The sequence below is a fragment of the Haloferax sp. Atlit-48N genome, assembly GCF_003383015.2.
In the GTDB taxonomy this organism is placed as follows: Archaea; Halobacteriota; Halobacteria; order Halobacteriales; family Haloferacaceae; genus Haloferax; species Haloferax volcanii.
In genome coordinates this window covers 232,849-256,182 of record NZ_CP137689.1, presented here as the reverse complement: position 1 = coordinate 256,182, position 23,334 = coordinate 232,849, and the positions used below count along the sequence as shown (strand labels likewise).

Below are 23,334 nucleotides of genomic sequence, written 5' to 3'. Positions count from 1 at the left end.
ATGCCCGTCCAGTCTCTTGCCGGCGAGACCGAAGTCGAGTTCCACTGTGGCGTCGCTGCGCTGACCGACGAGTGCGACCACGAGCCCGAGGTCATCGAACTCGACGAGCCGGCGTACATCGACGCCGAAGGGATGGTCTACCTTCCTGGTCGGCCGCTCGACTGTCCCGAGTGCGGCAACCCGCACGACTTCCGCTTCAACGGCGTCGGGGTGATGTTCAGATGAGCCAGACCGGAAACACGGTGTCCGGGTCGTTCGATGACGACCGTAAGCAGTCGCTCGCGCTCGTCGAGGGCGACGACGTCTGCGCGGCGGTCTTCATCGGTCCCGATGCGACCGAGCACGATGTCGTCGGCCTCCTGGAAGACATCCGCGCCGAGGTCTCGCAACTCACTGGGGGTGACCTGCGATGACCGACCACACCCGTTCGTACCGGCAACGCTGCGAAGACTGTGGCCGCGTCGTGTCGATCGCCCCGTACTGCTCGAGCTGCGGAGCGTCGCTTCGCGACGACGAGTCGCCCCAGCAAGCAACCGACGAGGCGTCTTCGGTCCTGTTCGACCGCTGGCTGTGCAAGGCCGCTGAGAACATCGACAAGTGGGGTGTCCAAAACGAAGCGACGCTCCTGCTCGCGATTCAGGAGGAACTGGGAGAGCTGACGCAGGCGCATCTCGAAGCGAAGCACGAAGACGGTCGTGACAGTCGCGTCGACGAAGAATTGGACGACCTCGGAGCGCTGCTTCTGCAGCTCCACGAGTCGCGGCAGACGCTTCTCACGGACGGAGGCCGTTACCAGCCACGTCTTCAGAGACTCCACGAACTCGACCACGTCATGGGGGTGATCCGGTCGGTTCGCGCTTCTGAAGACGAGTTCCGCGCGGAGGTCGCTTCGAACTTCGACGTTGAGACGGACGACTTCGACGTGGAATCCGAGCTCGTCGACGGCCACATCGTTCATCGCGCGAGGTGGTCTCCGTGACTGGTCCACGAGACCTTTCGCCGCGCGACGCCTGGAAGCGATACGTCGACCGCCGCCGAACGGAACTCACCGATGGGTCGGCTGACTCATACCACTACCGTCTCAAACTCTTCGGTGCGTGGTGCGAGGACCGCGGCATCGAGAGCGTGTCCGAGCTGAACGGTTGGCTGTTCGACGAGTATCGCGCCCACCGTGCTGGCGAGGGGATCGCGTCGACGACGCTTCACAATGAGATGGAGACGCTTCGCGGGCTCGTCGAGTACCTCGAAAATATCGGTGCCGTCGAGGATGGTCTCGCTGAGAAGGTCGATGTTCCGCGCGTCCCCGAGGACGAGAAGTCACGGGAGACGAAGCTGGCGACGGACGATGCACTCGCTATCCTCCGGTATCATCGGTCGAGTGACGAGACCTACGGGTCTCTTTTTCATGCTTTCCTCGAAGTCGCGTGGCACACCGGGGCTCGTCTTGGTGCCCTTCGCGGGCTTGATCTTCGCGACTTCGACCGCGATGTCGGCTACGTCGAGTTCGTTCATCGGCCCGAGACGGGCACTCCGCTGAAGAACAAGCGGAAGGGCGAGCGGATGGTCAAGCTGCTGCCGGAGGTCGTCGATGTTCTCGACGCCTACGTGGCGAATGAGCGATGGAACAACCACGACGAGCATGGTCGCCAACCGCTTTTCACCTCGACTCGCGGTCGGCCCGGTCGAAACACGGTGCGCGTCTGGAGTTATCGGGCGACGATGCCGTGTGTCTACGGCCCGTGCCCTCACGGTCACGATCCTGACGACTGTGAGTTCCGGTCTCACACGCACGCGTCGAAGTGCCCCTCATCGAGGGCCCCCCACCACATTCGGACGGGGTCGATCACGTGGCATCAGGACCGGGGTATTCCGAAGGAGGTCACCGCGGAGCGGGTCAACGCCTCGCAGCGGGTTATCGACCGGCACTACGACACGGCAACGAAGTTGGAGGAAATGGAGCTGCGGAGAGGCCCGCACATGGATAAATTGAGTCTCGACTGAAGTGAAACAATGTCAACGTTTGCACCCCACATAGAGTGTCAGATATCGTTAGTGGGTTCGACGGTTTCAGGAGTCCGCTATCGTCAGCGGTTCGAAACCGGGCGGTCCCATACCCATTAAGGCTGAATCGGCCGTTCTTGCCGGTTCTAGCGGCCGTTTGAGGTGGTCGGCATGATGCTACTCGAGTCCCAGAGCGACGCGAGTAGCTGTCGGTACTGCGGGTCACACGTCACCCGCGACTTCCGTCGAGTCTACGGCGATTCTAACAACCACGTTCACCGCTGCCGCGAGTGTGACACGCTCATTCGTCTGCAGAGCGGGTCGGCCGCTGGTCTCTCCGTCTCTGTTCCAGACCCACAGCACGCGGGCGGTCGGCACGGCGGTTCCCCTGAAGGGTGGTCGAAGTGATGCCGACGACCTTCGTCCGTGCCTCGACGCTCTACAACGTCGAAAGTCGGGCAGTCGTTCGTCATCCCGCGTTCGATGCGACTGACGAGGACGTTCGTCGGTCGATCGGAGGTGACGCTTCGTGACTGTCGAATGTCCTGCCTGCGGTCACGAATCGAAGACGCTGTTCCGCTGTGACTACTGCGGCCACGACCTCGTGAGAGGTGACCAGCGGTGACCGAACCCGCTCACGTCGCTGGAGGCCACCGATGACGGCCGCCCCGTTCATCGATCCGCAGCCGCACGAGGGCGACGTTCATCTGATTTTTGACGAGCACGGACTGAAGCCGTACTTCGCGCTCGATAGCGTCAGGAAGGATTACGACGGCTGGCAGACCACCGGGAAGCCTACTCGAAAGGTCAGTTGGCGGAACCAGACGTGGCACCTCGCCTACGACTATGACGTGCAACCCATCGACCCTCGCGACCACGAGGACTACCAGCTTCAGACGGTCCCGTTGTTCCGTATCTACTTCGTCGCGGATGATTCGCTCTACGACGACGAGCCCGCCGACCAGTCTGCCCGGACGACGGGCGGCACGATGACGATTCGCCCTCGGTGGCCGGACATGACCAAGGACGGGAAGCCCGTCCGAGGAATCCCGAATCTTGGAGGCCCCTACATAGACGTGCAGATTCAGGCGTCGAACATCGACCACCACCTCTACCACGACCTCGTTCAGACCGCGATGGAAGCCTTCGGTGTGAGTCGTCGATACTTCCAGACGCCACACGAGATGAGCAACGTTCAGGACCTCGCCGTCTACGTCCGCCTCTCGCGTGAACACTCGGGAGCTATCTACGCCCCGGATGGACCAATCGCCCGAACTCACTCGGTGATGACCAGCGGTATGTCGGGCTACCGGATGCACAAAGAGGACCACCGAAAAATCCCCGGCTACTACGTCTCGACACACATCACCGACGAACGCGCTGGCGACATTATCAGGGGCCACCGACTCGGGAAGGAGGCCAAACACTACTACCCGCTGAATCCCGAGCAGTTCGACGAGGACCACCCGCTCTACAATCCGAAAGTCGAAGTCTCACTTCAGACCAGCATCACCGACGAGACGGTCTACTGGTCTGACCTCGACGACGCGCTGCGTGAACTCGACGAGACGCTACTGAACTACCTCAGTTGGGCAGGACTCACCACTCGCGCCGACGACGAGGTGTTTGAGTCAGACGTACACTTCGACGCGGAGAGCGAGACGCGCCGCTCTCGCCGTCTCGTTGACTGTCCGCTGCCGGAAATCGAGGACGAGCAGGAACACGTCGTGATGCGAATTTGGGGCGATATGAGGACATCTGACCGGGACTTCACTCGCAGTCTCATCGAAGACGGTGGTAAACCGACGCGCGAAGAACTCGCCGAGCGAACCGGGTGGAGCTACCGCACCGTTCGGCGGTACGTCAACAGGTGCGAAGGCATCGTGGCCGACGCCGCGGGGAAACTCGAAATCGGGAGTAAGCACATGCAAAACATGCTTCTCTCTCGTGTCCGAGCCGCTGCGGAGAACTTCGAGACCGCGATGGAAGACGCCGTGATGACCGCCGCTGACGCGGCTGCGGGCCGTCGTCGGTCGGAGTGGTCCGAGATGAAGAACCGGTACGCTGCCCGCGTCGTCGAGCATGACCGGCGACGCGACGAGATACACGTCGAGTATCGACCGACCGACTGGGAGGACCGGACAGACATGCTCCGCGACATCAAGCGTGCGGCCCGCGACCGGTGGACATCGCTGCGCCGAGTGACCGTGACCTACCACGACCACCTCGGAGGTGAGCACACGACGATCCTTTCCGACCTTCAGCTCACCACGGGCAACATCACCAATCTCGACGTACGCTCGGTTCGGGAGAAGGTCGAGAGCGTGGATTGGGAAGCGTGGAAAGCGGGCCTTCCACAGCCCACGGAGGACCGCGACGACACGTAGCGCGGGGTCCAGCGAGAGGCATCACTACCAACGAATCTTATTTTCGGCCTTTTGAGTCCGGAATCAGTTGTCGACAACTGCTTTCGAGACACATTCCTTCGAAAGATTCACTCGTTGCTTCTCGACTTCGTAGCCTTCGCCGAGACTCGGCGGCCGGGGGGTGGCCGCGCGTCGCTTAGCATGTGTGGCTAACGCCACCTGACCAAAATACACCGCACAGCTACGCACGCAGAACCGCGGACGCGCCGGTTCCACGAGGCGCGCGAAAAATTTGGTTTTGTATATTTGAATATTGTTCTTCAATTTGTGAAAAGAACGAAGTGTTCTTCCGCCCAATCATTCAATTCTATGAGAACTTGCGTCTTGTCGGAATCCACTACTTGTTCTCCTTGAGATGCTTTCTCAGCCAATCGCTGGCAAACATTTGTTTTAACCGGACTATCCAAACCTTGGTCGTTACACCACTGTTCAACAGCCCCAACCCGATTCATATCTGGTAGATCGCTAGAAACTAGGTCAGAGTCGGGGTTCTGCCAAGTATTAAGTTCCTCATTCACTGCTTCTGTATAGATCCCAGGGTCGATAAGATCCTCAAATACAAGCGGTTCGCCTCCAAAATCTCTGTAGGTCCTTACTTTCTCAGGATCAGCTCCTGTGTCAGTAAGCGTCTTCTTTGATTTTACTCCGGCATCATCACCATCAAGCAGGATTACTGACCGACCAGTCTCCGACAGCAATTCTGGAAGTCCCGCGCCACCTACATTTGATGCTCCAGGCGCTACCTGATATTGGAGCTCAGACTTTCCGGTGGCTTGCCGAATCAAGGTGGGAAGAAGTATCGTCTCGCTCGGACCTTCTGCTATCAATGCGTTTCGAGTCATAGAAAACGCGAGAGGACCTAATCCCATTGCCCCCATAATCGGCTTAAATCCTGGACCATCCATCCAAAATCCATTCCTAATATCACTTCTTTCTCCTTCTTGAGTGATGACTGGTCGAATTCCCCTACCTAAATCTGAAGGTAAACAACCAGCGGAGTGAGTAGTATATATCACTTTTTGAGCAATATCCTGCGTCTCGAGGACTTCAATTAATTCAGCTTGAGCATCATAGCTGAGATGGCTCTCTGCCTCATCTACTAGCAGAACTGGTTGTGTGGCCCCCTTCTGGTTCAAGAAAGAGACAAGTGCTATGAACCAGCGCAAACCCTCACTTCGCTGGTCAATTGGTGCTCGGTTCCTGTCATCAGGCGTCCGGACATTGACATGCAGTACAGTTCCATCGACGCTCAAAACTGGAACAACGTCGCTCCGAACCCAAGCCTCCGAGAATTTGCTATTAAGTGCGTCGTTAGCCGATTCAAGTAGGTCGTCTCTAAAGGCAATGTTTTCTTCGATAACCGCATCTCGAAGAGTTTCTAGATCTAAATCTGCTAACTCCGCTAAATTGTCTAGAGCTTTTGGTGGGCCTGGTACCTCCTCTTTCAAATCATAAATCGGTTTCAAATCTCGGCACTCCTCATCAAATCTGATGAAACCAGGACGGCGTTGACGCAATATTCTTCTTGCTTTCTCTGGGGAGGACTGCTCCTCATGTTCAATCAAACGCTCCATATCTTCTTTGAGATCAGACACCATTTTGACATCATATTCCTCAGTATCAGATTTCTGAGCCAAACTTTCAAGATGGGTTATTGGACCCTTCATCAAAGCGAGAATATCTGATTCCAAGTAATCCTCATCCGAGTCTAGTATATCCACCAGACTCTGTATCTCAGACTTCATTCTCCCACCTATTTTGTCAGAGAAAATGTCAGATTCGGTGAACTCCTTCATTCTGGAGCGCACATTTTTTCGAGGCTCGAGATCGTGACTCGGTGCAGGCTCAAGATTGACAACAATTTCGCCTCTTTCCTTCTTGGATAGAGTACATTGCTCAATATCCTCAGCGCCGTCAATAGGTTGCAAGTCTGCCCAGTCATCTTCATCTAGCTCAAATCTCACTTTGACCTCAGTCTCGGTATCAATTCGACGAGTCCGGTCACGCTTCGCAACCTCATCCTGACTATTTAGCTCCTCTAAAGCTTCCAAGAATGAAGTCTTCCCTGCCTCATTTTGACCAACAATTGCAATAACACCCTCAAGAAGGCGAACATTGACCGGATCACCAAATCGACGGAATCCACGAATCTCAACTCCGATTAATTCCATGGTCACAACCCACGCACCAATCAACATTAAAGGTATCTTCGCTTTGATATTTCAACAGGCGAATTTCAGGAGAAGACGCGATGCGGATGGATTTTTACTTGTTGTGACTCTCGGTGTCCACCAGCGCCGTAGAAGTTGAGCCGTAGTTTAGACGCCTCTACTGAACGAGCGTCAACGACCTGTATTCCGCGGCCACGAGCGAGATAGGGGATGAAGACGTACAGACCATCGTGCTGCACCAGTTTCGCGTGGTAGTCCTCGAAAATCCGAAACCGTCCCTCTGTTCCATCTGCACGGTTCAGCATCGCCGCCTTCGTCTCGACGGGCCTACCGTCCGACGTGCGGGCGTCGTGCCAACTCGCGTGGTCGGCGTCGAGGTCATAGATTCGCCGCGCCGCTTCTTCGGCGAGCCGACCGTAGCGTGCTGCCTTCCGCGAGCGATTCATTTTGTTTGACCCACCGCCTCGATTCGGCACTCGACACACGACTTTCGTCGAAAATCCCGGTTCGGTCGGGACCGGACCACCACCGGGGGCAGCCAGCGGCGCATCAGTAGATAAGTAATTATACGCCGTCCGGGGGGTCGATGGTGGTGGCGACTGCTGTAAGTTACCGCCGTCACTCGAAATCACTCTCCGGACTGCTTACGATATCTCGATGATCGCCACGTTTCCACTCGCGGACGCGATTCCCAACCCATGAATCTCCGAAGCTGACGAGTTCGGCCGCGTCAGGATAGCTCATCCCGTTTTCTTCATCCCACGGCTTGCACGCTTTGATCACGGTCGCCACGGCAGACTCCCATCGGATCTGGTTCGGGTCTGGCGAGTCGTCCTGGTCGTCACCGTCGTCGTCGAGCGTCACCGAGAAGTGAGACGCTTCGTGTTCATCGTACTTCTCACGCGTATCCGTGACGCCGGTGAACTCGGCGGCTTCCTCAAACGAGTCTGCACCACCCTCGGAATCGAGAAAGACAACGCGGCCGGGATCGTTCCGAGTGGGTTTGACGAACGCGCCCGACGCGAGTCGACGAATCTCGGCGGCGGTGTCCTTTCTCGTATGTCCGATGAGCAGGACGGAGCCACGTTTCGCGTAGGTATCGCCGTCCTCCTTCTTGCGGACGTACTTCAGCGATTTCACGAACTCGTCGGTGATCGCTGCCTCAGCTCCGCGAGACGTGAGCGACTGCCCCGCCTCGTCGATGAGCTGTAGCACTTGCCCATCGGTCGAACCCATCGCGTCGAGCATCGATCCGGAAGATGTCGTCACCCGGTCTGCGCCGTCCCACGCGACGTTCGCGAGGACGGTTCCACCGGTGAGAGAACCGAAGACGCGCGCCACGTCGAGCGCGAATGCAGTCTTCCCAGCGCCCGGCGGACCGAGAACGAGGTAGATCGCACCTTCGTCGGCGAGTCGCTTCGCTGCCTCGACGATAGCCTCGGAGCCGTCCCGCTTCTGGTTGGTGAGTCCGACCATGCCCTGGAGTTGTGAGACGTTCCCCTCGCGGTACGCACGGTCAGCCATCGACGTTGCGGCCGACCGGACGACGTGCCGACCGACGTGAGTCTCGAGAAAGTTCTTGCCGCGCTCCTCGTAGATCGAGCAGTAGCGATTCAGAAAGTCGAGCACGTCAGGATCGTCGATCATCCCGGCAAACTCACGGATGTACTCGTTGCTCTTGTCGCGGAGCGCACCCCGCAGGAACTCGCGGCCCTGTGCCGCGGCATAGACAGCCGAATCACCCTGCTTGCGCCCGCTCATCGGTGACCACCGTCGTTAACGAGCGGATCGGTGGGGACGGGCTCAAGCGCATCATTGGGGAGGTCGTCGTCGTCGAGAATCATCCCGAGACCATCGCCCCAGTCACCCTGATTGTCGTCCTGGTCGCTCGCGGCCTCGAGGAGATCACGGAGGTCACCGTTCTGCAGCCGGCCGGGACGGAGTTCTTCGGGGAGTTCGGACGTGATGATCTCGTCGACCGTCGGCTGGTCGGTGATCATCGGTGCCGATGGGTCGAGCGCAGCGTTCTGTGCCTCCATCGTATCGTGCTTCACTCTCCTCACGATAGCTGGGAGCGCCTGCCGGAGTTCCTGTCCTCTCCGCGCCGCCGGTTCGAGGTCGCCGCGAAGCTCTCCAACTACATCGAGAACGTCGTCCGTGTCGTGTCGCCCCACGAGTGACGAACCGGGGAGGGAACGCCGCCACGTTCCGACTGCGACGTTCGAGGACGGATCATACGCGTAGCACTCGTACACATCGCCGTGTGCCTGCTCGTGTGGATACAGCGGGCCCCACTCAACCTGCATCTCTGCGAACTTGTCCGGAGACAGAGACCAGCACGCCAGCGGGTCGTCGCTGTTCGCGTTCACCTGCACGAGACGCACCCGCGGTGGGTCGGGGAGGAGATCGTTGATCTTCCCCGTCGCGAACAGCGCACCGATTCCAGCGATGACGAGACCCGACGCGGCGAGTGGTGCCCACTCGGGGAATTGATACCCGCCGAAGTAGGCGAGAACAGCGCCCACACCGCCGAGCTTCACCCAGTCGTTCACCATTCCCGCTCAACCTCCAGTTGCTTCTCGTCGCGCTTCTTGCGAACCCACAGGAAGGTCCCACCGGCCGCGGCGACCGCCGTCGACGCGAGAAGTGTCTGGACTGTCCCGTACTCGACGGGCGGGTTTCCAGCCTTGATCGCGTCGGAGCGGATAGCAACGATGCCGTCTGCGTTGCTCGAAGAGACGGTGATTGCCGACGCGTCGCCGACCGATTCGGCGCGGAACTTGACGACGGTCGTTCCGGGGGTCAAGGTCATGCGTCGGACGCGGGCTTTCCCGGCAGCTGCACCGTCTCCCTCGGAAAGAATCCGAGAGAGTTCACCAGCGTCGGTGATGGCGATCCGTGTCGGGATGTCAGCCTCGACGACGAGCGAGAACGTCCCATTCGAGAACGACCACGATTTGATTCGCGTCGTCGGAGAGAGTTCGATAGTCTGAGTTGCTTCGGGCGTGCTTGGTGCGGCGGTCGCTGTCCCGTTCATGGAAGACTGCGCGGCGGCTGTGCCGACGAGTGCGGGCGATACGACTGCGATGAGCATGATGACTGTGAGGATGATTCGGCGCATTAGTGTCCGAAAGATGGGTTGGTCGGTGGTCGATGCTACTCGCGCATAATGACGATAACAGCGACAGCAACGAGGGCGATGAGGGCCTTGTTCTCGGTCGTGAGCGGCGGGATTCCGCCGCCACCACCCCCGACCGATGCCTCTCGCGCTTCGATTTCGGCACGGAGTTCCGTTAGTTGACGTTGCATCTCCAGCAACTCCGAGGTGTTCGCCGTCTGGTAGACGTACTTGGTGGTGTTCTGTGTCTGAATCTTCGTGCCGTCCTTCGAGACCATCCCGTTGATTGTGAAGTCGGTGTTGTCGTCGAAGTCGATTTTCCTCCCGTCGGAAGCGGCGAGGAACACCGGTCCAGTGATGTTGGAGGTGTTGTACGTCGTGTTCGCGGTCCACGCGCCGCCGGGGGCACTTCGAGCAAGCACGAGGCCCTGATACGTCTGGCCTTGATAGGTGACGTTCATCAGCCCCGACGAGTTGAGGTTGGGCGTGTCGAAGCCCATCAGCGCGAGCGCGGCGGTCGAAGAGTAGAGCGACGAGTTATCTCCCGTCTCTGTTCCGTACTCGAACATTGCCGTGTTCGCGCTGATAACGTCGGATGCGTTGATTTCGCCGGATGCGAAGTCGTCGTAGGTGGCATTGACGAAGTTGTCTGCCTCAGATTGGAGGTTGTCGTTGAGGGTCTGGAACCGAGGCCACGTATTGTAGTAATAATAGAAATCGGAGGCCTGAAGCTGGTCGTAGCTGGCATCTGGACCCTTGATGTAGGCCCCTGCGAGGTTGCCTGAGTAGTCGATGTTGGTTATGCCGATAGTCCCACTTGCGTCAGGACCGTTCCCATTCTCGACACGCCACAAGTGGGCCTGACGGGTAGACCCATTCACAAGCGTCAGGGTCTGACTCTCGACAGATGCAGGGAACGACCGGTCTGGGTTGGCGTCGCTAAGGTCGTTGAACGTGATGTAGCCAAGCGAACCAGTCGAGATTCCATCCTCTTGCTCCGCCTGTTGGTAGAGCGTCCAAATCTGTCCCTGTGAAACATTCCATTGCTCGATGAAGTTTATCTGTCTTGTAGCGTAGTAATCGGCTATCGCTTCTTTCGCGGCTACTCTCGCTTGTGCCTTTGAAGAACCGTTTTCATACGCTTCAGCGACAGCAACTTGGGCCTTCATCCATGCGACAGACTGCGAATCGTTGAGGTAGTTCCCATACGTAGATTTGAATACCTCCTCCTGAGCTTTCACCGAAGTACCCGCACTATAGATGTCGGTCTTCGTTTGATTCGCGTCGGACTGTTCCATCTCCTCGATGGCGCTGTTCACCTGATACCGCGTCGAACACGGGTTGTCTGCGTTCCCATCGAACGGCTGGAAGTTGAGAATATCGTAGATAAACCCGTCGAGCGTCGAACACTGGTCTCCGGTCGCGGCCCCGACAGGGGCGACGGTCGAAGTCGTGATGAGCATCCCGACGAGCGCGAGGGCGGCCGTCTGTTTGCCCATGACCTTGACCCCGCGAGGGGCGGCGTCGAGCAGGGAGACGTGCGGCCGCCAGTCCATCATCGACACTCGGAGAGCGACGAAGACGGCGGCGACCAGTCCGACCGCGAGGGCGGCCGGCGTCTCACCGTGGACCCCGGCGAGGTAGGCGGCGGCCACCGAGAGACCAACGGCGGCATAGGTCGATGCAAGTCGGAGCATCAGAAGTCAGTCCTCCTTGAGCGCGAGATAGCCGCCGATTCCGACGACTGCAATCGCACCGATTCCGATACCACCGGAGGAGCCACCGAAGAAGCCGCCGCCGGACGAGACTGCCGCGACCGTCCCCACGTCGAGGGCAGACGAGTCAATCGCCGATGCAGTCCCGAGCACTTCGACGCGGTAGGTCGAGACGTTCGTCGGGTCGAGGGCATCGAACTCGTAGAGTTCGGTTGTCCCGTCCGCTGCAGAGATCTGCACGCGGTCGACTTCGGTCTCGTTACCGTCAGCGTCGACTTCGAAGACCGCGACTTCGACGGGTTCGGAAGCAGTCGCGGTGTCGTTGTCCAACTCGACGTAGAGACTCCGCGTGTCGTTCGTCACGTCGATGGTCTGGTTTGCGAGCGAGTCGTTGCCGACGCTCGTGAAGTTCGCTGAGTCGGTCGTCACAGTCGCTGCACCGAGACCGACGAAGGCGACTGCGGCGACAGCTGCGACCAGAAGACCGACGAGCGCGAGGGTTGCGCTGCCGCGCCTCACGACTCGAACACCTCAACGAAGCCGAGCTTGTCCGCGATGACGACACCACCAGCCACGCCGACCGCGATAAGGCCAGTTTCAACGCTCCCACCGAGCAGATCCGACAGGAGCGTGATGTCAGTCGCGGCCGACAGACCAGCGTCGAGCGATCCGACGCCCGCGCCGATGATTGCGACCGTTTCGAGATCGAAGTCGTCGAGATCGAGGTTCATAGCATCCACCCGATCGCCATCTGTGCGGTGAGACTCACAGCGACGTAGCCGACGCCCCAGAGGTCCTGCGACTGCACGAACGAACTCACGTCACCGAAGAAGACCCAGCCGACCAACAGGCCAACCGAGGCGACGATGCTGTAGTAGTAGTAGTTGTCGAGCTCCTGCGCCTGCTGGTGCAGGTTGGACAGCTCGGCGTTGTCGTTCGTGAGGATGGTGACGCCGAGCGCGACCAACGTGAGGAGCGTCGCCAGCGTCACGTCGTTGCCCGCGAGTTGGAACGCCACGTCCGAGAGCGTCACGTCGAACAGCGACCACGATGCGATTCCTGCCATTGCCGTCGTCCCGATGAACGTCGCGACGAGCGCCGCGGCGTCCTCCGGGTCGAACTCCATTACGGACATGATACGGTGATGGCGGCCACCCGGCACGTCGTATCATTCAGGGTTTTGGCTACGGGAGGACCACAGCAGGAACATTTTTATCTAGGCGGGTGGCCCGCCCCGTGTACAATGTTCCGCAAACTGTGCGATAGAGAAGGAACCCCAACTGTGTCGCTCGACAAGGACGAACTACGGATGGACGGCGTCCTCGACGAGGATGGAGTAGTCCCAGATGACCAAGAGATGCACATTCAGCGGGTTGGGAAGCGCTCGTACCTCGTGCGCGCAGTCGATTCCGACGGCATCCCAGAGCTCGACGAGGTGTTTCAGTAGGCCGTTTCAGACGGGTGCTCACTATGACGACTCTACTCAACCGCTTCACAGACCGAGAAAAGATACTGACCACCCTCAGCGCCTCGACGATGTTCGTCACGGGTGTTTGGGTCGGTGTCTGGATTGTTCCGAGCGCTGCCCTCGATGTTCCGATGAACTCGCACTTCGACGGCAGACAGATGGTCAACACACCAGCGTACCAGCCCGTTCCGACGTACCTCCCGGTGCTCTCGATTCTCGTCGTTGTCTTCGCCTTGTACGCCGCGAACCACTTCTACTCGAGAGAGTCACCACCCGAACTCGCGGCAACTGATGGAGGTGAGGACCATGACGAGTAGAGACTACTCAAGACACTCCGGTAACCCCGTGCAGACCCCTTCTCAATCCCGCCCCCACGGGGTCAGGCGTGAATGTATACGGCATCCTCGATGTATGCACCTTCACCGCCGTCGACAGCGAGTACCGTGCATAGATTCAGACCGATTCGACCAGGTGGCCGACGCGATCGCGGTCATGGGTCAACCGAAGTATAAGAAGAATCGAGACTCGTTCACTCGAGATTCACGCAAACCGACCCCCGGTGCATACGGTGATTCATAAATGACCAAGCGAACCAGCCTGAAGTTGACCGACGAACGGCAGCTGCTCTTCGACAAAGCGAGCGAGATCGTGGCGCGAAACGTGTCAGATGACCCGCCACGGAGTGACGTGATTGACGCAGCGCTCACGCACTTGATCGAGAGCTACGAGAACCTCGAGAACGTTCGGGATTCGCACCCGCCACAGACCGTGAAAGACTGTTGCAACACGTCGGTGTTGGGGATGCGGTATCGGACGAGTTTGGAGAGCAGGTGGCGTTAATGTTGTTTCAAAGAATAATCGGCCTCAATTATTGGGTACCAACTTACCACCATCTCTGTAGAATTCCCTAAGTAACCCTATGCTATTCGATTAGGTGTCAGTAAGAAAATCCATCTATTCTGCAAAACTATTTAACACTATGACATTACCATCGTGACATGGTTAGTAATGATTCGGAGTATGATCTTGTCCCACACGATCCTACGAGAAAAGTGATACGAGGTGAATCTAGTTTACAGGCATCTACAGCGGGGACGAATTTGCTCCAGATCCAACTGGAGGCAGTTGCAAAGATGGTCTCACGACGGGCCGGGGAACTGAGTCAAGAGAGGGGGTATAAGACCGTCAGAAAAAAAGACATCAAGGATGCGTATGAGGAGTTCTTAAAGCCACAATCGGTTCTCATGGAAGCATCCGACGACCTTGGAAAATGGCAGGATAAAATGGTCAAGCACGCAGAAAACACACCGCTTTATCTACCAGAGGATGAGTGAAAATATCCACCTGTTTAGGCAGGGAGAGTACAGCACCCAAGAGATGATTGATAGGATTCCTGCTAGTGCCCTAAATAGTGGAAACGGGACGATCAGGAGTTTCTGCAATGAAATTGGGGTCGATGATCATTCTGAGCTGTTAAAACAGAAGAAGGAGGTTCTGTTTTATCGTTTAGAAGCGAACTCGGAATCAGACGATTTTGAGGATTTTGTCGAGACTTTGTTTGCTGAAGAAGGGAAAAGAGGAGACAACTTCAATTATCGTCTCTTTCAAATTCCAGGAAACATATCATATTCGAAACTAGATGATTCTACTTCACAATACAAAGGAAAGAATATTTCTGAACTAACTGATCAGGATGACTATCTTGTATTTTTGAGTGACAAATTGGAGGACGATAAGGAGAAAATCATCGATCTCCAATTCAAAAGTTCTGTAGACTATAACGAACTCTCCGCTGATGATGATATTCCAATACAGATAATTAAAGAAGGAAAGGTGGTGTCTGAATATGGTTCTGATTACTCTGTACGGGCACCTTCTCAAGATAAGATCGAGGCACGTGTATACTGTGATAGCGGATTAGTTGCTGTATCAAACTTCACAGGAACCAAGAAAAAACTACAGAAAGGGATTGTTGAAGCAATCACCGAGATCGGACATCAGCCATGACTGAACAGATCCAATTAAACGAAACTGAGCTGTTATTGCTGCATCGACAAATGGAAGGCGATGTTTCTGGATTGAACTACAGCCTAGAAGCAACTGAGGTGAAACGGGCGAGTTTTAGCGGGTCAAGTAGTGGGAACTTTTATGACTCCCCGCCGGTCAAGGCCACGTCTGACTATGGCGAAATAGTGGCGATAAAGTTCCAAGTAATGTATGATGGAGAACAACTGGAGCCAGACCGTGAAGTTTTACTCACGATCTATGAAGACGGCAAGTTAAACTGTCAAACACCAGTTCTACCAAAGCTACTTGACAGGGTCTGTGACGAGATCACACTCATAATGGAGCACGACGGTTTCTTAACACCACTAGGGGAGTTGCTATCTGAATTCACAGAAGACAAGTTTGCAACGCGTCCTACCCGAGATAAAGATAGTTTTGAACAAGGGGTGAAGGATCAATTGACAGACCTAATTGAACACTACTTCGACACAGACGTGCTATCTGACCATGAAATTTCTATTTATACGTCTATTCTTGCGAACCTCGCCGTGTCGATCTGCGAAAATGGACTTCCAGATTCTGAAAATACTCCTTGGATATCAAGCTCTGATTCTACAGAACTTCCAATCGACGATGATTCAAAAGTCCAGGAGTTCATCTTCGAATATTCTCGTAGAGTAAACGATATCGACGATATCGATAAGTCTGACCTCGTTGATAGCCTTAATTATATACTTGAGTCAGATTGGGAACAACCACTCAATGTGATTGATTCAACAGTCCAACGATATGGTCTCTCAACCTGAACTTACAGCGCTTCGGGATTGTATACTTAAAGACTCGATTAGCGATGTCACTCAGATCCGACTTCGCAAACCAGATGTTATTGACTGCCTCTCGACAAACGATATCGATACCCGCGTATTTGACAATCTCAATCGCTATTTCTCAACTTCAAAATCGTATGTATGTCCAAATCACGGAGAGCCACCTGCAGTTTGTGGATGCCCAATCGGAGATTGTGAACAGATAGTAGAATATTCAATAGACAGACAAGGTGCTATTGAACAATGGGTGGACTGGGTGGTCGAAGAAGACATATTCGATTATTTTAAGATAATTGACGGTTCCGATCCCGCTACTGTAAAAGCAGTTTATGATGAAAGCGATGTCCGGTTCAAAGTTTTCTTCGACGAGTCAAGATTCACAGAATACGATATTAATCCAAAAAACCTAGAGTTCAGAGTTTCATTCTTCACTACTTCAAAGTCGATAACTGACGATATCGGATTCTTTTGGCACGAATTTTTTGAGGAAAAGTTCTTGAAAAATTTCAGAACCCTGCTCCAGAAATGGGAGAGTAGCCATTACAGTAATATTTGTGATTATAGCTCTGTGGAAGGGTTTAAGCAGAATGCGACTCGATCAATTGAAAAATATCTTGACAAGATAGGTTTTAACATTATACATGATCCATCAGTTATAGACGCAGCTAGAAAGTACGGAATTAAAACGAAGAACGCCGATTTTGCGGCTGTTTCTGATGAAAGGTCTGTATTAGTATGTGAATGCGAAAGGTCAAATAAATGGCACATACATCTCTTTCATGGAGATAAGATTCATTCTGTGGAGGATGACCCAGATATCAAACATTTGGTTACAACGATAAGACAAAAAGTCACGACATATGGGAATGTCGAGAAATCGAAAGAAGGAACCAGAGGGAAGGCAGCTGCCGCCAATACAATAGCTGCTCTAGCTGGAGGTCTTTCGTTACTATTCAATTTTTCAAATGTTCAGTCATACATCGAAGCACAAACCAACATCTCTGTTGGGATTGAACTTGTCTCGACAATATTATTTTTCCTTACTCTGTTAATTATCGTTGCTACTACTGTTGTTAGTTTTGGCCCATATCTGTATGGTTGGTTCATATTCAGCTGGGATATATCAACATCCACAGAAGCAGAATTAGAGGCCGGAGATGGGTTTCCTGGATGGTGGTTTCTAGATTAGACGAAGCCGGCCCAATTGCTCGGTCGAACCTTGTCTGGCGGTCTCGGCTTCGGAAGCGGCCGAATCAAGCCCGCATTCACCTTTCCTTCGAGATACAACTGCCCCCAGATCGTAATCTCGAACATATCGGCACTCGGCTCGTCGACAAACGGCGACGCCAGCCCAGCGTGACACAACACACGACACCGTTCTCGAATCTGATGAAGCGTCGTCTCGCGACCGATCTCCCAATGGATCGTCTCCGGGGAACCCCAGCCGTGCTCGAGAAGATACTCGAGAATCCGGTCATCCCAGATGGTCATCCAGTCACCTGACTTCCGCATCACAGATTGCGTCACGCGGACGCAGAGCCCTCTTCACCATTCTCGCCGTTCAGTTCTTCGGCGCTGAGCTCTCCTTCAAGATAGCTTTCGCCGGTGGCCGTGATGACGTAGACACCATTCCCGAGGTGCTGGAGTAGCCCCTTCTCGTTTAGCTTCGAGAGCCGCCGTGAGAGCGACGAACGAGATACCTGGAAGTATTCGGTGTCTTTCATCGCGGCGGCGCTCGCCGACTCGTGTTCCCGTGCCCACTCGAGGATTCGGTCGTCCCATATCGTCATCCACGATGCAGACTTTCTCATTACGTGTACGTATACGCTGGTTTGGTCTATTGCCGACGAATCGTGCTTTAGCAATCCAAACATCTGTTCTCAAACTAACGGTGCATTTATGCACAGTTAGTGTTATGGTAGACTCACGGAACCCTGAGAGACACCGTCGGCTGGAGATGATTTTTGTAGGCCCTGAGCGCGGTGGGTCCAGCACCGCTCTCAGGAAGGGTCCGTCAATAGCCATGACGGAAGCCAAAACCACGGGTGTTACCACCCGCATAGCGACCGATGCAGCACAGTTTGATAAGGGCGACGAGTCCACGTGTGAGATCTGTCTCCTCCGCCCGGCAGTCGGCGTCGATGCCGAGACTCGCCTGAGCGTCTGTCGGAAGTGCGCGGTGCTGGAGGTCGACAGATGAGCCACTCCGCGTGCAGGCGTCCCTGCCGCGCGTGTGACAGACTCCGCGGTCTCGATGACGACGGTCATTGTTCTGAGTGCCGCCGCGTCGAAAGTCAGCTCGTGACCGACGGCGGGCAAGCCGATTCTACTCGTCCTGCGTTCATCGATCCGCTGACCGAGTGGGTCGAGTGTCACTTCTGCGGGCGAGTTCTGGAGCCGACGGAGTGCGACGGCTTCGATCTCTCGACCGAAGACGAGTATTATCCGCGAATGGTTCCGGTCTGCCCTGAACACAGCGGAGGATGCAGATGACGTACTACCCAACGTGTGCGGTCTGTCGGATGGAAGTCGATCCGTCTGAGGACTACGTCTCTGTCGAAGCGGAGTACAGGTTCACCGCCGACCGGAACGATGTCGACGACTACTACCTGCATTGGCGATGCGCCATGTCTGTCTTCGACGGGTGGGGTGAGCCATGAACGGACCCTCAGAACTCAAGCCCCGCGAGGCCGTTCGTCGTTATCTTGACCGTCGTGGGACGGAACTCTCGGAGTCGAGCATCAAGACCTACAGATACCGGCTGAAGCTCTGGGTCGAATGGTGTGAGGACCAGAATATCGAGCGCGTCTCTGACCTGAACGGGTGGACGTTCGAGCAGTTCGAGGCCTTTCGCGCCGGTCAGGGTATCGCCTCACCCACTCTCCATGGCGAGATGGAAACGCTACTCGGGTTCATCGAGTACCTCGAGCGCATCGAGGCGGTCGAAGACGGTCTCTCGAAGAAGGTCCACGTGCCGAGTGTCCCGATGTCGGAGCGGTCGCGAGACACGATGTTGGTTCCCGACGACGCGCTTCGATTGCTTCGGTACTACCGGTCACACAGTAGCGTCCGCGGGACTCGATTCCACGCGGTTCTCGAACTCGCGTGGCACACGGGCGCTCGTCTTGGTGCCCTTCGCGGGCTTGATCTGCGCGACTACTACCCCGATGAGCAGTACGTCGAGTTCGTCCACCGGCCGGAGTCCGAGACGCCGCTGAAGAATCAGATGAATGGCGAACGTACGGTTTCGCTCTTGCCGGAGGTCGTCGAGTCGCTGAACACCTACATCGAGAAGTTCCGGCCGGATGGCCACGACGACTTCGGTCGCTCTCCGCTGTTCGTGACGCATCACGGGACTCGTATCTCGAAGAACGGTTTTCGGGGGTGGATGTATCAGGCGACGCAGCCGTGTGTTGCCGGTCCGTGCCCGCACGAGTACGAGAAGGATTCCTGCGAGTTCGCGGGGTCATACACGCAGGGTAGCAAGTGTCCGTCTTCTCGATCACCGCACCACATTCGGACGGGTTCGATTACGTGGCACAGAGATCGCGGGTTCCCTGCGGAGGTGACCGCGGAGCGCGTGAATGCGTCTCAGGAGGTTATTGAACAGCATTACGACAAAGCGTCCCAGCGCGAACGGATGGAGCTGCGCCGCCGTCCTCACCTGGACAAACTCCGGATTGAATGAGTCATGAGTAGGAATATCTCAGTTCGACCGATAGAGGTAGTGGAGAGTCGGCTACTGATGGGTAAGGACAGCCCGGGCGGTCCCATTTTGACTCTGACCTGATACGTGAGTGCCGCATGTCGTGTTCGGGAGAGGGCCGCAGGAACGAGAACCACGAGACGGCGGCGGGAAGACTTTTGCAACGAGCGGGAAACGTCTCGACTGAGATGTCAATCCAGCCGCTCGATGTTCTCGGCGGGGTCATGTTCCTCGCCGGCCTCGCGGTCGTGACCGGCGTGGTCGCGTCCGCGGTCGCCGCGGGTCAGCGCCTCGGCGTCGGTGCTCTGCTCATGGTGCTCGGAACGGCCGCCGTCGCCGGGCCGCGCATGTATCAAACAGCCCTCGAAGCGACGAACTAACCGGCATCGCCCCCGTCCGGCCCGTTTTTCTGGCCGTCAGGTCGAGTGTGCGGCCGCAGAGTTACCGCCGCTCGGTTCGATACCAGAATCGACAGCCGACGGGCGGCTCGCCGGCGTCGACATCGAGTCGGCGGAGAAACAGGTCGCGGACCGCGAAGGTGACGACCAGTTCGACCGAGCCGTCGCCCGCACGTTCGACCGTCTCGTCAGCCGGTCGGTCGCTGCCGGCCGGGCGCGCGCGGGCCACCCAATGGCCGTCGCGTTCGACGGTCGACTCGACGACGCCCTCGGTCCAGCGGTCGCGGTCGTGCGTCGGCTCTCTGGCGTGGATTCTGTCGTGGACCATCGCCTACGCCGCCCTCACGGCCGTGCCGACGACCGCGCTCCGGGTAGTGGCGTTCCTGTCGGCCGCGCGCTGTTCGGTCTCGTTCGTCCGCTGGACGACGTAGCGTTGGCCGACCATCGGGTCCAAGAGGCTATCGACCGGGGCGCGGTCGTCGGTGAGGAGCGGCACGTCGTCGGTGGGTTCGTCGTTCCGGTACGATGTGAGTTCGGCCGCGAGGTCGATGCCGATATTCCGGTTCCGGTTCCGACGTTGAAGCTCCTCGGCGGTCACGAGCGTCTCGTCTTTCGTCGCCACGACCTCGATGTTCTGGACGACGACGCGCCCGGCGGTGGGGAAGCTATACACCTGCGGGTAGACCGACTGTATCGTCTTGTACTCCGCGCGGTAGAACTGCGAGGCCGGGCCGCTGGGCGCGGAGATGACGTTGGCGAACAGGACGCCGTCGTCGTCGAGGCGGTCCGACGTGAGTTGCATGAACTCCTGTGTCGTCAGCTGGAACGGGACCTTGTCTTTCTGGTAGGCGTCGAGGACGATGAGGTCGTACGTCCGGTTCGTCTCCCGGAGATACTGCCGGCCGTCCATCGTGTGGACGTTGAGTCGCGGCGACTCCTCGACGCGGAAGTACTCCTCGGCGACGTCGACGACTTCGGGGTCGAGTTCGACCACGTCGACGGTCACGTTCGGGTACTTCTCCAAGAACACGCGCGGGCCGGTGAACCCGCCGCCGCCGACGAACAGCACGCGGTCGATATCGTCGGACAACAGGAAGGGGACGTGAAAGTACGACGTGTAGTCGAAGACGTGCCGCGTCGGGTCGTCGAGGTCCATCGCGCTGTGGGGCTGGCCGTCGAGGTAGAGCGTCCGCGTCCCGCCCGCGTCGGCGACGCGAAGCTCTTGGTAGGCAGTCTGGGTGTGGTAGACGGTGCTGCCGCGGGAGTCGAGACCGACGCCCCCGGTCGCGGACGCGAGGACGAGGACGGCGGCGATGCCGACGCTCCAGACCGCTTCCTCTCGACCGATTTCGGGTCGGACGAGCGCGAGCGCCGTCACGACCGAGACGAGGCCGAAGACGAGTCCGATGTTGGTGACGCTCAGGGACGGGATGAGAACGTACGTGGTGGCGAACGCGCCGATGATGCTCCCGACGGTGCCGACGGCGTAGACGTGCCCCGAGGCCGACCCCACGTCGGTCCGCCCGGAGAGTTCCGCCGCGTAGGGACTGATGAAGCCGAGGAAGTAGGTCGGCGGCCCGAACAGGAGCGTGATGGCGGGGAGCGACGCGAATCGGCTCGGGACGGGGAGGCCGGCGGTCGACTGGATGAACAGGTCGCCGAGGAGAATGACGCCCGCGATGTACGCCGCCGTGCCGATGAAGACACGGGCGAGCGCGCCGTTCGACGCCTGTTCGGCCTGCTGTCCGCCCCGGTGGTAGCCGAGGCTCAGCGCCGCGAGGAAGACGCCGATGATGCTCCCCCACGTGTAGATGCTGCTGCCGAACTCGGGAGCGACCATTCGCCCGGCGAGAATCTCCAGACCCATGCTCGTGACCCCGGAGACGAACACGGCGAGTTCGGGCCGCGTCATCCGGAGCCACGAGCCGGCGGCGGTCGATGCCATGTCAGTAAGCCAAGGGACACGACCGTATTAATTCACGCACGGCGGCGAATCAGACGACGCGAGTCCGGTTCGGGACCCGCCGCCTCCGCGGCGCGCTCGCGCGAACGTTCTTGTCCGATGCCGGGTCCAGCCCTCCCGTGTCCGCTCTCGTCGCCGCCTCCGACCTCGCTCGCGCCGCGTACTGCCCGCGACAGCTCTACTACGCCCGCCGCGACGACGACCGAACGCCGCCGCCCGCGGTCCGCGAGGTTCGCGCGCTCGCCTTCGACTACCCCGACCTGCTCGACGCGACCGACGACGAACTCGCGTCGCGGCCGATTTCGGTGTCGCCCGCGGCGTACCGCGAGCGCCTCGCCCGACTCCGCGAGCGCGACGACTGGGACGCGCTCACCGACCCCGTCGCCCGCGACGAACTCCTCGCGGGCAAGGACTGCCGCGGCGTCGCGCACAAACTCGTCGGCGCGCCCGACGGCGAGGGGGACCGACCGCCAGTGCCGGTTCCCTCGCTCGTCTCGCCGGGCGAACCGCCCGAGCGCGGCGTCTGGGAGCCCCAGCGCGTCAGGGCCGTCGCGCTGGCGAAGGCGCTCGCGTGGGAGCGCGAGGCACCGGTGCCGCGGGCGCTGGTCGAGTACCCGGCGGTCGGCGTCGTCCGGACGGTCAGGCTTACGACGGGGAACAAGGCGGCCTATCGGCGGGCGCTCCGCGTCGCCCGCGACCTCGATTTCGTCCCGTCGCGGCTCCGCGACTCCGCGAAATGCGAGTCCTGTACCTATCGGGAGCGCTGCGGCGTGAAAACGTGGTCGCTGTCGTCGTTACTCGGTCGATGAGGGCGGCGTCCGCGGTGACTCCGGGTCGCGTCCGCGTGGCTCAGGGGTGCCCTCGTCGTCGCGCCCGTCGGGTTACGCGTCGTCGTGCTCGTCTAACCACGCCTCGATGTCGTCGGCCATCGCGCCGCGGCGGTGGACGACGCCGCGGCCGGGGTCGACGACGGTGCTCTCGGTTCCGGGTGTCGTCCCGCCGTCGAGGACGACGGCGACCGCGTCCCGAATCTCGTCGGAGAGCTGCGAGGGATGCGTGATGCTCCCGGTTCCGGAGCGGTTGGCGCTGGTCGCGGTGACCGGCGTCCCGGCCGCGCGGAAGAGGTCGACCGCGAGTTCGTGGTCGGGGATGCGGACGCCGACGCGGTCTTTCCCGGCGACGAGCGCGTCCGGCAGGCTGTCGCGTCGCTCCACGACGACCGTCACCGGACCGGGGAGGAACCGGCGCATGAAGGCCTCCTCGCGGTCGTCGACCTCGACGAACTCCAGCGCGGCGTCCACGTCGGGGAAGCCGGCGGAGAGCGGGTTGTCTCGGTCGCGGCCCTTGATGTCGAAGACGCGTTCGACCGCGTCGGCGTTCGTCGCGTCCGCGCCCATGCCGTAGACCGTCTCGGTCGGGTAGACGACCGCCTCGCCGCGGCGGATGGCGGCGGCGGCACGCTGTACGTCGTCGCTCATGTACGAACCGACGCGCAACGGGCGAAAAAGCGTGACGAAACGGCGATTCCGCGCGG

30 protein-coding genes are annotated in these 23,334 nt (G+C 58.3%); 17 read left to right on the top strand and 13 right to left on the bottom strand.

The features are described 5' to 3' along the window. The 6 genes from DEQ67_RS01420 to DEQ67_RS01395 all read left to right on the top strand — a co-directional run bounded on the left by DEQ67_RS01420 (position 1) and on the right by DEQ67_RS01395 (position 4,388). Positions 1-225, top strand: coding sequence for a hypothetical protein (locus DEQ67_RS01420; RefSeq protein WP_115891759.1), 225 nt, complete (start codon positions 1-3; stop codon positions 223-225). Further along, positions 222-413 (top strand): hypothetical protein, encoded by a 192-nt coding sequence (locus DEQ67_RS01415; RefSeq protein ID WP_115891758.1) that lies wholly within the window; start codon positions 222-224, stop codon positions 411-413. Before DEQ67_RS01420 ends, DEQ67_RS01415 begins: the two co-directional genes overlap by 4 nt. After that, a complete protein-coding gene (locus DEQ67_RS01410) occupies positions 410-979 on the top strand; it encodes a hypothetical protein (RefSeq protein ID WP_199522566.1) in 570 nt (189 codons plus the stop codon). Before DEQ67_RS01415 ends, DEQ67_RS01410 begins: the two co-directional genes overlap by 4 nt. Continuing rightward, on the top strand, positions 976-2,001 hold the full coding sequence (locus DEQ67_RS01405) for a tyrosine-type recombinase/integrase (protein WP_115891784.1): 1,026 nt from the start codon (positions 976-978) through the stop codon (positions 1,999-2,001). The genes DEQ67_RS01410 and DEQ67_RS01405 overlap by 4 nt, the downstream gene beginning before the upstream one ends. Before the next feature lie 171 nt (positions 2,002-2,172). Then, complete coding sequence (locus DEQ67_RS01400) at positions 2,173-2,409, top strand: DUF7563 family protein (RefSeq protein WP_115828255.1); 237 nt, start codon at positions 2,173-2,175, stop codon at positions 2,407-2,409. Positions 2,410-2,657: 248 nt separating this feature from the next. Continuing rightward, positions 2,658-4,388 (top strand): winged helix-turn-helix domain-containing protein, encoded by a 1,731-nt coding sequence (locus DEQ67_RS01395; protein ID WP_115891757.1) that lies wholly within the window; start codon positions 2,658-2,660, stop codon positions 4,386-4,388. Positions 4,389-4,687: 299 nt separating this feature from the next. Here DEQ67_RS01395 and DEQ67_RS01390 read toward each other — a convergent pair whose 3' ends face one another. The 9 genes from DEQ67_RS01390 to DEQ67_RS01350 form a co-directional block, all read right to left on the bottom strand. Continuing rightward, on the bottom strand, positions 4,688-6,598 hold the full coding sequence (locus DEQ67_RS01390) for an AAA family ATPase (protein WP_158543180.1): 1,911 nt from the start codon (positions 6,596-6,598) through the stop codon (positions 4,688-4,690). 65 nt (positions 6,599-6,663) lie between these two features. Beyond that, complete coding sequence (locus DEQ67_RS01385) at positions 6,664-7,044, bottom strand: hypothetical protein (RefSeq protein ID WP_115802085.1); 381 nt, start codon at positions 7,042-7,044, stop codon at positions 6,664-6,666. Positions 7,045-7,216: 172 nt separating this feature from the next. Beyond that, a complete protein-coding gene (locus DEQ67_RS01380; protein ID WP_115802084.1) occupies positions 7,217-8,359 on the bottom strand; it encodes an ATP-binding protein in 1,143 nt (380 codons plus the stop codon). Further along, on the bottom strand, positions 8,356-9,153 hold the full coding sequence (locus DEQ67_RS01375) for a hypothetical protein (protein ID WP_115891756.1): 798 nt from the start codon (positions 9,151-9,153) through the stop codon (positions 8,356-8,358). The genes DEQ67_RS01380 and DEQ67_RS01375 overlap by 4 nt, the downstream gene beginning before the upstream one ends. Then, entirely contained in the window at positions 9,147-9,692 is a 546-nt protein-coding gene (locus DEQ67_RS01370) for a hypothetical protein (protein WP_229722526.1), read from the bottom strand. The genes DEQ67_RS01375 and DEQ67_RS01370 overlap by 7 nt, the downstream gene beginning before the upstream one ends. A 62-nt stretch (positions 9,693-9,754) precedes the next feature. After that, positions 9,755-11,413 carry a hypothetical protein gene (locus DEQ67_RS01365; RefSeq protein ID WP_115802081.1) on the bottom strand — a complete coding sequence of 553 codons (1,659 nt, stop codon included), beginning with the start codon at positions 11,411-11,413 and terminating at the stop codon, positions 9,755-9,757. Positions 11,414-11,419: 6 nt separating this feature from the next. After that, positions 11,420-11,950 carry a hypothetical protein gene (locus DEQ67_RS01360; RefSeq protein WP_115802080.1) on the bottom strand — a complete coding sequence of 177 codons (531 nt, stop codon included), beginning with the start codon at positions 11,948-11,950 and terminating at the stop codon, positions 11,420-11,422. After that, positions 11,947-12,162, bottom strand: a complete 216-nt coding sequence (locus DEQ67_RS01355; protein ID WP_115802079.1) for a hypothetical protein — start codon at positions 12,160-12,162, stop codon at positions 11,947-11,949. The genes DEQ67_RS01360 and DEQ67_RS01355 overlap by 4 nt, the downstream gene beginning before the upstream one ends. Next, a complete protein-coding gene (locus DEQ67_RS01350; protein ID WP_008576937.1) occupies positions 12,159-12,557 on the bottom strand; it encodes a hypothetical protein in 399 nt (132 codons plus the stop codon). The genes DEQ67_RS01355 and DEQ67_RS01350 overlap by 4 nt, the downstream gene beginning before the upstream one ends. A 117-nt stretch (positions 12,558-12,674) precedes the next feature. On the opposite strand from DEQ67_RS01350, the gene DEQ67_RS01345 reads away from it, so the two are divergent. From DEQ67_RS01345 to DEQ67_RS01315, 7 genes are all read left to right on the top strand, one after another. Then, entirely contained in the window at positions 12,675-12,878 is a 204-nt protein-coding gene (locus DEQ67_RS01345; protein WP_042664053.1) for a hypothetical protein, read from the top strand. Positions 12,879-12,901: 23 nt separating this feature from the next. Beyond that, positions 12,902-13,216, top strand: coding sequence for a hypothetical protein (locus DEQ67_RS01340; protein ID WP_115802078.1), 315 nt, complete (start codon positions 12,902-12,904; stop codon positions 13,214-13,216). A 262-nt stretch (positions 13,217-13,478) separates the two neighbouring features. Continuing rightward, positions 13,479-13,739 (top strand): DUF7386 family protein, encoded by a 261-nt coding sequence (locus tag DEQ67_RS01335; protein ID WP_115891755.1) that lies wholly within the window; start codon positions 13,479-13,481, stop codon positions 13,737-13,739. A 158-nt stretch (positions 13,740-13,897) separates the two neighbouring features. Further along, a complete protein-coding gene (locus DEQ67_RS01330) occupies positions 13,898-14,233 on the top strand; it encodes a hypothetical protein (RefSeq protein ID WP_147301795.1) in 336 nt (111 codons plus the stop codon). Continuing rightward, positions 14,226-14,906 (top strand): hypothetical protein, encoded by a 681-nt coding sequence (locus tag DEQ67_RS01325; protein ID WP_147301794.1) that lies wholly within the window; start codon positions 14,226-14,228, stop codon positions 14,904-14,906. The genes DEQ67_RS01330 and DEQ67_RS01325 overlap by 8 nt, the downstream gene beginning before the upstream one ends. Continuing rightward, entirely contained in the window at positions 14,903-15,712 is an 810-nt protein-coding gene (locus DEQ67_RS01320; RefSeq protein WP_147301793.1) for a hypothetical protein, read from the top strand. Before DEQ67_RS01325 ends, DEQ67_RS01320 begins: the two co-directional genes overlap by 4 nt. Then, positions 15,696-16,922 carry a hypothetical protein gene (locus tag DEQ67_RS01315; RefSeq protein ID WP_147301792.1) on the top strand — a complete coding sequence of 409 codons (1,227 nt, stop codon included), beginning with the start codon at positions 15,696-15,698 and terminating at the stop codon, positions 16,920-16,922. Before DEQ67_RS01320 ends, DEQ67_RS01315 begins: the two co-directional genes overlap by 17 nt. Before the next feature lie 334 nt (positions 16,923-17,256). Here DEQ67_RS01315 and DEQ67_RS01310 read toward each other — a convergent pair whose 3' ends face one another. Next, positions 17,257-17,523: a hypothetical protein gene (locus DEQ67_RS01310; protein ID WP_004045377.1), complete on the bottom strand. Its 267-nt coding sequence runs from the start codon at positions 17,521-17,523 to the stop codon at positions 17,257-17,259. Between the two features lie 699 nt (positions 17,524-18,222). Here DEQ67_RS01310 and DEQ67_RS01305 point away from each other — a divergent pair. The 3 genes from DEQ67_RS01305 (at position 18,223) to DEQ67_RS01295 (ending at position 19,819) form a co-directional block, all read left to right on the top strand. Beyond that, positions 18,223-18,393 (top strand): hypothetical protein, encoded by a 171-nt coding sequence (locus DEQ67_RS01305; RefSeq protein WP_162471309.1) that lies wholly within the window; start codon positions 18,223-18,225, stop codon positions 18,391-18,393. Then, on the top strand, positions 18,390-19,421 hold the full coding sequence (locus DEQ67_RS01300) for a tyrosine-type recombinase/integrase (RefSeq protein ID WP_004045374.1): 1,032 nt from the start codon (positions 18,390-18,392) through the stop codon (positions 19,419-19,421). Before DEQ67_RS01305 ends, DEQ67_RS01300 begins: the two co-directional genes overlap by 4 nt. 206 nt (positions 19,422-19,627) lie before the next feature. Beyond that, positions 19,628-19,819 carry a hypothetical protein gene (locus DEQ67_RS01295; RefSeq protein WP_115802074.1) on the top strand — a complete coding sequence of 64 codons (192 nt, stop codon included), beginning with the start codon at positions 19,628-19,630 and terminating at the stop codon, positions 19,817-19,819. Positions 19,820-19,880: 61 nt separating this feature from the next. Here DEQ67_RS01295 and DEQ67_RS01290 read toward each other — a convergent pair whose 3' ends face one another. Beyond that, the gene (locus DEQ67_RS01290) at positions 19,881-20,165 is read right to left on the bottom strand and encodes a hypothetical protein (RefSeq protein ID WP_115860582.1); all 285 of its coding nucleotides are present in this window, start codon (positions 20,163-20,165) and stop codon (positions 19,881-19,883) included. A gap of 3 nt (positions 20,166-20,168) precedes the next feature. Then, positions 20,169-21,782 carry a spermidine synthase gene (locus DEQ67_RS01285; RefSeq protein ID WP_006600761.1) on the bottom strand — a complete coding sequence of 538 codons (1,614 nt, stop codon included), beginning with the start codon at positions 21,780-21,782 and terminating at the stop codon, positions 20,169-20,171. Positions 21,783-21,919: 137 nt separating this feature from the next. Here DEQ67_RS01285 and DEQ67_RS01280 point away from each other — a divergent pair, with 137 nt between their 5' ends. After that, positions 21,920-22,609: a CRISPR-associated protein Cas4 gene (locus tag DEQ67_RS01280; protein WP_006600762.1), complete on the top strand. Its 690-nt coding sequence runs from the start codon at positions 21,920-21,922 to the stop codon at positions 22,607-22,609. A gap of 72 nt (positions 22,610-22,681) precedes the next feature. Here DEQ67_RS01280 and DEQ67_RS01275 read toward each other — a convergent pair whose 3' ends face one another. Then, positions 22,682-23,278 (bottom strand): L-threonylcarbamoyladenylate synthase, encoded by a 597-nt coding sequence (locus tag DEQ67_RS01275; protein ID WP_049921818.1) that lies wholly within the window; start codon positions 23,276-23,278, stop codon positions 22,682-22,684. Positions 23,279-23,334: the final 56 nt, after the last annotated feature.